The following is a 10,431-nucleotide window of genomic DNA, read 5'->3' on the forward strand; positions in this document are numbered from 1 at the left end:
GAAGTCGAGCTTGTTATCTGCGAGTTTGCCGGTGGCGCTCAGGCCGAGCGGAGCAAGCTTTGCCTGTTTCGTCTGACTCGTTGCTGCGTCTTTCCAGCCGAGATCGAATTCGACGGCCGGCGCAGCAAGTGTTCCCGATGCCTTGGCAGTTCCGGAGATCGTTCCTTCGGCGGCAAGTCCGGGCACGAAGCTGTTTGCAATGTTTGCCGGGACATTGTTGAGATTGGCATTTACGTCGAGGTATTGGATCGCCGTGCCGGCAATCACGACATTGCCGTTTGCCTTCAGACCCATTTCGGCTGGGCCCGATAGGTTCGCATCGAAGTCGAGCCTGTTATCGGCAAATTTGCCAGTTGCGCTCAGCCCGAGCGCCTTCAATCCGGCACCCTTGGTCTGGCTTGTGGCTGCGTCCTTCCAATCAAGATCGAAATCAACCGCCGGTGCGGAGAGCCTTCCAGAAGCGGAGACGGTGCCGGTTATCGCACCTTCGGCGGCAAGATCCGGAACGAAACCGTTGGCGATGCTCGCCGGAAGATTGACGACATCGGCATCGATCTTCAGGCTTTGTCCGTCCTTTCCGGCAACAACAACATTTCCGCGGGATTTCAAGGACAGGCCCTCGGAACCATCGACGCTTGCGTCGAAGTCGAGCTTGTCATCGGCGAATTTTCCGGTGGCGGCGACGCCGAAGGGTGCAAGATGCGCGCGCCTGGTATGGCTAGTTGCGGCATTCTTCCAGTCGAGCTTGAAATCCGCAATCGGCGTCGCCGGCGTTCCCTTGACAGATACCGTGCCGGAGATGGCACCTTCTGCATTCAGATTGGGAACGAAACCGTTGGCGAGGCTTGCGGGCAGGTCGGTGATGACTGCATTGATGTCGAGCGTCTCGCCCGCCGAGCCGGTTACCGCCACGGAACCGCTTCCGGTCTTGACCGTGAGGCCGCTCAGCGCGGCCTGGCCGTTCGCGATTGCGATTTCGGCGGGTTGGGAGAGCTCAACCAGAATGTTGCGTGGTTTGCCTGAAAATCGATCGAGCCGAATCGTCGTCGCGCCTGCTTTTATTTCAAGATCGCCTTCGGCACGCACCGGATTATCGTCGTAGGCAGCGTTAAGATCGAACTTCGTGCGGTTTTGTTGCTGCGCGAAGTTCAGGACCGGTTCTGCGAGCTTGTTGGCGCCTGCCGACATTCCGCCGGCTTTGACGATGCCGTGGGCGGAAAGGGCTTTGAGATCGGTGACTGTGATATCAATGTCCGGTCTGACGATCGAAAAGGTGTCGCGCTGCAAGCCATTTCCTGCGGCTGTCACCTTTAGCGCAATCTTGCCATTGTCGTTGGCGATGTCGAGCGCACCCTTGAGATCGCCTTGGGCTCTCTGCCCGCCAAGTGCGGCTAGCAGGCCGATATCCGGAAAATCGAAGGTGAGCGCTCCGGTCGGCTCGAAGTGTGAGGACAGTTGGAAATTGCCTTGCAGCCGGTTGCTGCCGACGTCCGCACTGAGAGATGGAATGCTGATGACGCCGCCTTTGGACTGTGCGTCGGCAATGATGGAAATCGGTTGGCCGTCGATCGTGCCCCTGGCATTGATGGTACCTTGCGGTGCGTCGGGATCAGCCGCGCCGGAAATGTTGACGTCCAGGTCACCAAGCGTGCGGCCAGCGGTGCGAAGAGTTGCGGCCTTCAGATTTGCCTTTATCGCCAGTGCTGTCAGCGGGCCGCTGGCATTGACCGTATAGCTCGCCTCGCCTTCGGCGGTTTCCAGAAGCTTCCTTACATCCGGCAGCCGCCCGGAAAGACTGGCGGTGAGGCTTTCGCCGTCAAGCATCACGGAGCCGGCAGTTTCGATCGTTCCGGATTTGACGACGAGATCCGAGAGGTTGATCTTGGACGGAATGGTTCCGGCGATCTGTGTATCGATCGAGATCGGCGTATCGAAGCGCGGCGCGATAGCAGGCGGCAGTGCCGCGGGTTGAACTGTAAGCTTCGCATTTCCTGTCAGCGTGTTGTCGGTAAGCTTGTAGGTGCCGTTGACGGTGCCGCTTGCATTGGCGCTTTCAAATGTCGTCCCGTTGAAGCCTACGGCATCGGCGGCGATTTGGAGCGGCGCGGCAAGCGTCACAGGACCTTGTACTGCCCGATTGATATCCGGGTTCAGGAACGTCGTATCACCGGCAACAATGCGCAATTGAACGGCACCGGAACGCTTGGCCAGGTTGAAAGCGTCGCTCTTTGCCGTCAGCTTTACGTTGGCGATCGTCGCTTGGGGCAATGTTGCGGCATCGAGCGAAGCACTGGCGTTCAGCCGTGCCGACTGCGCATCGCCCGTGAGGGCGAGGTTTAGACCGGTCACCATGAAACGGGCTTCGCCATCTGCAAGCGGCCAACGAAAATCGACCGGGCCTGACGTACCGAGCACGTTGACGTTCAGGCTGTTGTTGCCCGCCCGATCCAGGGTGCCGGATGCCGCAATGACGACGCTGCCGGTTGCTATGTTGCCGGTCTGGATATCGAGTTTACCCCTATTGTTGAAGGTGGCGGAGACATCGATGTTCGTCTGACCGGAAAACAATGGCCGGAAGGCCGGCGGCAGAAGGGTGCTCAGGTCGCCGCCGCCCTTGAGATCAAGATGGTGCAGTCCGTCCTGTGTGAGTGCATGATGTCCTTTGATCGAAGCGCGTTGCTGACCGTCCAGGGCGGCTTGAAGCCTGCCGTTCCAATCCGAAACGGGCCCTTCGCCATCGACGACGATATCGACTGAAGGGTCGCCCGGCAGCGACAGTAAAGCTGCAAGCAGCCCCCCCTTCGGTTCAGACAGCTGCGCCTTTAGCCGCAACTGGTTCTGATCGGGCATGAACGCCAAATCGGCAGAGAGCTTGGCGTCCGGCACATCGTGACGGCTCATATTGATTACGGCATTCCCGCCATTCTGGTCGGCCTTTAGATTGCCGCCCGCCGTTAAAGTAAACGCACGCCCCGCGAACTTCTCGCTCAGATTGATATCCGAGATGGCAATCCTGTCGACATCGATCTTGATCGGTAGGCTGAATCCCTCGTCCTCACCGCGTGCTGGTGGTGAAGGAATGGTACGCACCGGCTTTCGGATAATATTGACCGAGCCGACAGAAAGTTCGCTTGCGTGGAATGCGCCGCGGAGCAGCGCCAGCGGGTTCCAGTCTATCGAAAGACCAGTTATCTGCGCGAATACGCCGCGCGTATCTGAGACCGTTATCTCCGCAGCGCGTAATCCGCCGGTCAGCAGGCCGCTTGGCTCGCGGACCGCAATTTTCATGTCGCGGTTCGAAAGGGCTTCCGCGACTTCGTCCGTGACAATGCGCGAGCCGAACGAGGTGAAGCCGAAGATGGCAATGGCTATCGCGGCAAGGATCAGTGCAGCACCGGTCGCAAAGCCGATAACACGGATGGTCCAACTCACGAATTTCGTCAGCGCTTGCATGAAGGCGGAACTACCCTGTCTCGTCATTATTCGCGGGTTTCAAATCCGCGAATATCGCATTCTAGAATGACTGGCCGATCCCGGCATAGATGCCGTAACTCGTGCCATTCTCGTACTTGTTCAACGGTACGGCAAAATCAAGCCGCAGGGGGCCAAAAGGCGTGGCATAGCGTATTCCGATGCCGGCACCGGCCCGGATGTCGGAAAAATCGGGAAACTCCTCGCTCCCCACTGTTCCGACGTCGATGAAAGGAACGATGCCGATGGTCTCGGTGATCCTGACGCGTGCTTCCAGCGAGGCGGTAACGTAGGATTTGCCGCCCGTCGCATCATCCTCAGCGTTGTAGGGGGAAATTTCCTGGTAGCCATATCCCCGAACCGAGCCGCCACCGCCGGCAAAAAAACGTCTCGTTGCGGGAATGTCGCGCAGTTCTCCGCCAATCAGCAGGCCAGCCGCCACCTTGCCAGCGAAGACAACATTGTCTTCAGTGCCGATCGACTGGTAGCCGGTTATCGAACCCTCGAAGGACGAAAAGATCGTGCTGCCGAACATCTCATAGCTCGGCGTCGCTGCAAGCGTTGCCCGGTACCCTTCCGTGGGGTTGAGTTTGTTGTCGCGCGCATCGCGCTCGTAAGTAAGCGGCAAGGCGAAAGTCAGATATTCATTGTCGCCGAACGCGTCATCGTCCTTTTCATAGCTGATTTCAGCGCTCGCCGAAGCGGTATCCTGATCCGTCAGCTCGTAAGACAGGCCGAGAGACGCGGTGATCAGGGATGCGTTGTAGGCATCCGGATTTTCGGTCTTTGCGAGAATGCCGGCCTTTAGCGTTGCGGCAGGGAAAAACGCGCCGGGTTTGGTGAAGAGAATACCTGTCGAGTAGTCGAGATTTCCGATGTCGTTTTCGCCGAGGCGGCCAACGGTGCCCTCGATTCGAAGTGATTCCGCTTCGCCGAAAAGGTTACGGTGTCCCCAATAACCTTGGATCCCCATGCCGTCGATCGTCGAATAATTGGCGCCGACACCGAAATAGCGCTGCTTGCCTTCCGAGACTTCAATCGTCATCGGCAACGTACCATCGGCGGAGAGGCTATCGGCTTCGTGAATGGTGACGCTCGAAAAAACGCCGAGCGCGCGCAACCGCTCGCCAGCCTTCTTGAGCGCCTCGGGAGAATAGGCTCCGCCTTTTTCAAGGCGCGAATAACGCTGGATGAAAGCCGGTCTGACGGCTTTCTGCCCGGTGACGCCGACATTGCCGATCGGGGCTACCGGACCGCCTTCCGTCGCGATGACGATATCGACCGTCTTGGTGCGGTGATCGGCCACCACTTGCCGGGTGGTCAGCTTCGCAAGCGGTCGGCCCTCGCTCTTCAGCTGTTCGACGATCTTGTCCCCGGCCTTGATGATCGTCAGCGATCCCGCCTCTTTTCCAGGCGCCAGGTCGTAATCGGCGGGATTGCGGCTTGCAGCATCGCCGCCAAACTGCACTTCCTTGACCCGGAAGACCGGTCCCGGCTCGATGGCGACTTGGACGGGAACGGGCTTGGACCGGTCGAAGGTCGGGTTGGGAGGCAGGTCGTCGATGTTCTTTCCGTCGATCGTGATCGTCACGACGCCGCCGTAGCGCGCCTTTTCATAGAGCGCCGCGATCAGGCGGTCGCGGTCGTCACGTGCCTTGACGACGATGCCGAGATCGCCGGAAACCGGGCGATCCTCGTCGCTGATCAGACGCGAGCTGTTCTCCAAAGCCTCTTTGAGATCAGGATCGGCGGTATTCGTTGCAAGATTGGCGTCGTAGCGCACAGGATCAGGGACCTGCTCGCTGTCATTCTCGTCTTCGCCAAAAATGGTAATGCCGAAAAGCTTGAATGCATAGGCCTCGCCAGTCAGAACCGGTGAAAACGCAGCCGTCGCCGCGATCACCATCATGGTGCCTGCCCGCCGATACGCAAAACTCGATTTCGGTGTCTTCCCTCTGATATGCATCCGCCGCTTTTAATTACATGCGTTGCCCAGCCATTAACAGCTTAGCGGCAAAAATGCACGAGGTGTACCGATTTAAGCTATTTTCGAGCTAATTTAGCACGAAACATGAAAAATCCCGGTTTGCGGCCGGGATTTTCGGACCTTGTGCAACTACGTCTCAGGGGCAATCGTCGATGTAGCGGCGACCATAGCGGTCGCGATAGTAGCATTGCCCGGGTTGTTCGGCGACTCTGCCAATGACTGCACCTGCGACGCCGCCGATTGCAGCGCCGACTGCGGCTCCGCGAACATTGCCTGTGGCGACCCCGCCGATTACCGCGCCAGATGCCGCACCGATCCCGGCACCCTGCTCCGTCGGCGTGCAGCTCGCGATCGAGAGGCCGATCAGAGCAAATGCGATTGCTTTCTTCATTTCTTCTCTCCAAGGTTGACTGCCGCTTGGCAGCCGCTGTCCCTTCACGGGTGTCTTTTTGACAACTAAAACTATGTCGCAACAGGTTGGCGTCCAGTTTGCATCTTAAATTTTTGTGATCACGGTTGTTTTCAATCCGATTCAGATGTCATGCAGTCGTCCGTAGAGCAAATTTGGCAGAACTCCCCAAAGTAGCGGTTGATCCCTAAGCGAAAAAGTCAAATGATGTTCCTGTGCCTGGAGGAGGCACGAGGAGAAAATCATGGCGAAGGTGAAACTGACGGTGAACGGCCGGGCGGTGAGCGGCGACTGTGAAGAGCGCACGCTTCTCGTCCATTTCATTCGCGAAAAACTGGGCCTGACGGGAACGCATGTCGGCTGTGATACCACCCAGTGCGGGACCTGCGTCGTCCATATGGACGGCAAGTCGGTCAAGAGCTGCACGATCCTCGCCGTTCAGGCATCGGGCTCGTCGGTCACGACGATCGAAGGCCTAGCCGCAAATGGCGAACTTCATCCGGTTCAGGCCGCCTTCAAGGAACATCACGGGCTCCAGTGCGGATTCTGCACGCCGGGCATGGTGATGACCGCCGTCGACATGATCAGCCGTCATGGCGGGCAACTGGATGAACAGATGATTCGCCAGGAACTCGAAGGCAACATCTGTCGCTGCACCGGCTATCACAACATCGTCAAGGCCGTGCTTTCCGCCAATGCGGAGATGCATGGCGGCGCCAAGCAGGCTGCCGAGTAACATCTTTCCGGAAATGTCTGGCTGACTGCCGAATACGATCCTCTTTGGCGGAGTGCCAGGCCAAAACCCCATTGGGAGGACATCATGGGTGTCGAAGGAGTTGGTGCACGCGTCGCGCGCAAGGAAGACAGGCGGTTCTTAACCGGCAAGGGGCGCTATACGGACGATATGGTCGTGCCCGGCATGAAATACGGCTATTTCGTTCGCAGTCCGCATGCGCATGCCAAAATCAAGAGCATCGATATTTCCGCTGCGAAAGCCATGCCTGGCGTCATCGACGCGCTGGACGGCAAGCAACTGCTCGCTGACGGCATCGGCAATCTCATCTGCGGCTGGATGATTCATTCGAAGGACGGTTCTGCGATGAAAATGGGCGCATGGCGCCCGTTGGCGGTGGAGACGGTGCGCTATGTGGGCGATGCTGTTGCGATCGTCATAGCGGATTCGCTCGACGAAGCGCGCGACGCTGCAGAAGCGGTCGTCGTCGATTACGAGGAGCTGCCGGCTGTCATCGAGGCGGTCGATGCGCTGAAACCCGGTGCGCCGCAAATCCATCCGGAAGCGGCCAATAATCTGATTTTCGACTGGGAGATCGGCGACGCTGCCGCTACCGACCAGGCGATTGCGCAAGCGGCACATGTCATTGAGGTCGATATCGTCAATAACCGCCTCTCGCCCAATGCGATGGAGCCGCGCGCCACGCTCGGCATCTACGATGCGGGCGACGACCATTATACCTGCTACACCACCAGCCAGAATCCGCATGTGGCGCGGCTGGTCATGAGCGCTTTCTACAACGTGGCGCCGGAAAACAAGCTGCGGGTGATCGCGCCGGATGTCGGCGGCGGCTTCGGCTCCAAGATCTTCATCTACCCAGAGGAAATCGTTTGTCTCTGGGCATCCAAGAAGGCCGGCGTGCCGGTAAAATGGACTGCGGATCGCACGGAGGCCTTTCTCACGGATGCGCACGGCCGCGATCATGTCTCCAAGGTCAGGATGGCCTTCGATCTAGACAATCGCATCACGGCACTGAAGGTCGATACGATCGCCAATCTCGGCGCCTACATGTCGCTGTTTTCGTCCTGCGTGCCGACCTACCTCTACGCGACGCTGCTTTCCGGCCAGTATGATATCCCGGCAATCCACGCCAATGTGCGTACGGTCTATACCAACACCGCGCCTGTCGACGCCTATCGCGGCGCGGGGCGGCCGGAGGCAACCTATCTCCTCGAGAGGACCATGGAAACGGCGGCGCGCGAGCTCGGCATCTCGCCTGCTGAACTCAGGCGGAAGAATTTCATCCGCTCGTTCCCCCACCAGACGCCGGTCATTTTGAGCTACGACGCAGGTGATTATGAAGCTTCGCTCAACGCGGCGATGCAGGCGGCCGATTGGAACGGCTTTGCCGCGCGCAAGGAGGAGGCTAGCCGGCGCGGCATGAAGCGCGGCATCGGCATGAGTTGCTATATAGAGGCATGCGGGCTTGCCCCGTCGCAGGCGGTCGGCTCCCTCGGCGCCGGTGTTGGCCTTTGGGAGTCCGCCGAGGTGCGGGTCAATGCCGTCGGTACCGTGGAGGTACTGACCGGGTCGCACAGCCACGGGCAGGGACATGAAACGACGTTCGCACAGCTCGTTGCGGGCCGGCTCGGCGTGTCGATCGATAGCATTTCCGTCGTTCACGGCGATACCGACAAGGTGCAGATGGGCATGGGTACCTATGGTTCGCGCTCTGGTGCCGTTGGCATGTCGGCCGTCGCCAAGGCGCTCGACAGGGTCGAGGCAAAGGCGAAAAAGATTGCCGCGCACCTCATGGAGGCGGATGAGAGCGATATTGTGATCGAAAACGGAGAGCTGAAGGTGGCGGGCACGGACAAGACGCTGCCGTGGTTCCAGGTAGCGCTTGCCGCCTACACCGCTCACAATCTGCCTACCGGGATGGAGCCGGGTCTGAAGGAGACGGCCTTCTATGATCCGTCGAACTTCACGTTCCCGGCAGGCTGCTACATCTGCGAGGTCGAAGTCGATCCCGAAACGGGCACGACGAAAATCGTGCAGTTCGTCGCTGCCGACGACTTTGGCAATATCATCAACCCGATGATTGTCGAAGGCCAGGTCCATGGTGGCCTTGCCCAAGGCATCGGCCAGGCGCTGCTTGAAGGCGTTCACTACGACGAGAGCGGCCAGCTTTTGACCGCGAGCTACATGGACTACGCCATGCCGCGTGCCGACGACCTGCCATCCTTCGATCTGTCGCATCAAAACACCCCGTGTCCGAGCAACCCGCTGGGCGTCAAGGGTTGCGGCGAGGCTGGCGCGATCGGCTCACCGCCGGCGCTGATGAATGCGATCACAGATGCGATCGGCAACAACATGCTGACGATGCCTGCCACGCCGCAGAAGGTGTGGATGGCTGTGCAAGCAACCCACTGAGGAGGAACGGCCATGTATCAGACGAATTATCACCGCGCCTCGACAGTCGATGAGGCCGTCAGCATGATCACGGGCGCTTCGGAGGGCAAATATGTCTCCGGGGGCATGACTTTGATCGCAACGATGAAGCAACGGCTTGCCGCGCCAAGCGACCTGGTGGATCTACGCCACATTGAGTCGATGAAAGGGATCCAGGTCGAAGGTCGCAAGGCGCGGATCGGCGCGGCACTGACACATGCGGAAGTGGCGACTTCTGCCGCAATCGGTGCAATCTGCCCCGCCTTATGCGAACTCGCCGGACGGATCGGCGATCCGCATGTGCGGCATATGGGAACAATCGGCGGTTCAATCGCCAATAACGATCCTGCTGCCGATTATCCGGCTGCGATGCTGGCGCTGAATGCCCGTATCGTCACGAATAAACGCGAGATCGCAGCCGACGATTTCTTCACCGGTCTTTTCGAAACGGCGCTTGAGGAGGGTGAACTGATCGCAGCGATCAGCTTCGAGGCACCGGAGAGGGCCGGCTACGCCAAGTTTCCGAATCCGGCTTCCCGCTATGCCATGACTGGCGTCTTCGTTTCGAAGGGCTCCGAGGGCGTGCGCGTCGCCGTCACCGGGGCGGGCTCCGGCGGTGTCTTTCGCCAATCTGCGATGGAGCAGGCGCTCGGCGCCAACTGGTCGCCGGATGCGGTCACGAGCGTCAATGTCGATCCGGCCGGGTTGATGTCGGACCTGCATGCCAGCGCGGAATATCGCGCCAATCTGGTGAAGGTGATGGCGAAGCGCGCCGTTGCCGCAGCGGGCTAGCATATCGAACGGAGCCGGCTTTCCGGCTCCATCAATTGTGCAAGAACGCACTCCGGATCAGGGAGATTCGCGCAATTTTTTATCTGGAATCATTCAAAAATATGGGCCATTTGCCGCAGTTGATGCTAAAGCGTGATGTAAGGGTTGACGCGCGATCGTCCGCTCAGCAAAACCGTCGCGCGATACTGGAGCATATGAATGGATTTCGAAGGATTTTTTAGGAGCGAGCTGGACGGGCTTCACAAGGAAGGCCGCTATCGGGTTTTCGCCGATCTCGAGCGTCATCGCGGCAGCTTTCCACGCGCCACGCGCCACACGGCGGACGGTCAGAAGGACGTCACCGTCTGGTGTTCCAACGACTATCTCGGCATGGGCCAAAACCCGAAGGTGATCGCGGCGATGAAGAACGCCATCGACCACTGTGGCGCGGGTGCGGGAGGCACCCGGAATATCTCTGGCACCAACCACTACCACGTGCTGCTCGAGCGCGAGCTGGCCGACCTGCACGGCAAGGAAGCAGCGCTGATCTTCACCTCCGGCTATGTCTCCAACTGGGCGTCGCTCGGCACGCTCGGCGCCAGGATCCCC

At 59.3% G+C, this 10,431-nt stretch carries 6 protein-coding genes and 1 pseudogene; 4 read left to right on the top strand and 3 right to left on the bottom strand.

The features are described from left to right. From BLP23_RS32780 to BLP23_RS32790, 3 genes and pseudogenes are all read right to left on the bottom strand, one after another. Positions 1-3,453: pseudogene (locus tag BLP23_RS32780) on the bottom strand (translocation/assembly module TamB domain-containing protein); the annotation flags it as partial. Positions 3,454-3,514: 61 nt separating this feature from the next. Further along, the gene (locus tag BLP23_RS32785; protein ID WP_208603228.1) at positions 3,515-5,437 is read right to left on the bottom strand and encodes an autotransporter assembly complex protein TamA; all 1,923 of its coding nucleotides are present in this window, start codon (positions 5,435-5,437) and stop codon (positions 3,515-3,517) included. Positions 5,438-5,594: 157 nt separating this feature from the next. After that, complete coding sequence (locus BLP23_RS32790; protein ID WP_092588817.1) at positions 5,595-5,849, bottom strand: YMGG-like glycine zipper-containing protein; 255 nt, start codon at positions 5,847-5,849, stop codon at positions 5,595-5,597. A gap of 262 nt (positions 5,850-6,111) precedes the next feature. On the opposite strand from BLP23_RS32790, the gene BLP23_RS32795 reads away from it, so the two are divergent. The 4 genes from BLP23_RS32795 to BLP23_RS32810 all read left to right on the top strand — a co-directional run. Further along, positions 6,112-6,603 carry a (2Fe-2S)-binding protein gene (locus BLP23_RS32795; RefSeq protein ID WP_092588818.1) on the top strand — a complete coding sequence of 164 codons (492 nt, stop codon included), beginning with the start codon at positions 6,112-6,114 and terminating at the stop codon, positions 6,601-6,603. 84 nt (positions 6,604-6,687) lie between these two features. Beyond that, on the top strand, positions 6,688-9,033 hold the full coding sequence (locus BLP23_RS32800; RefSeq protein ID WP_092588819.1) for a xanthine dehydrogenase family protein molybdopterin-binding subunit: 2,346 nt from the start codon (positions 6,688-6,690) through the stop codon (positions 9,031-9,033). A gap of 12 nt (positions 9,034-9,045) precedes the next feature. Beyond that, positions 9,046-9,843, top strand: coding sequence for an FAD binding domain-containing protein (locus tag BLP23_RS32805; protein WP_092588820.1), 798 nt, complete (start codon positions 9,046-9,048; stop codon positions 9,841-9,843). 198 nt (positions 9,844-10,041) lie between these two features. Continuing rightward, positions 10,042-10,431: aminotransferase class I/II-fold pyridoxal phosphate-dependent enzyme (locus tag BLP23_RS32810; protein WP_139187154.1), on the top strand; the 390-nt coding region annotated here is incomplete at its 3' end.

Source organism: Rhizobium mongolense subsp. loessense (assembly GCF_900099775.1).
GTDB lineage: Bacteria > Pseudomonadota > Alphaproteobacteria > Rhizobiales > Rhizobiaceae > Rhizobium > Rhizobium loessense.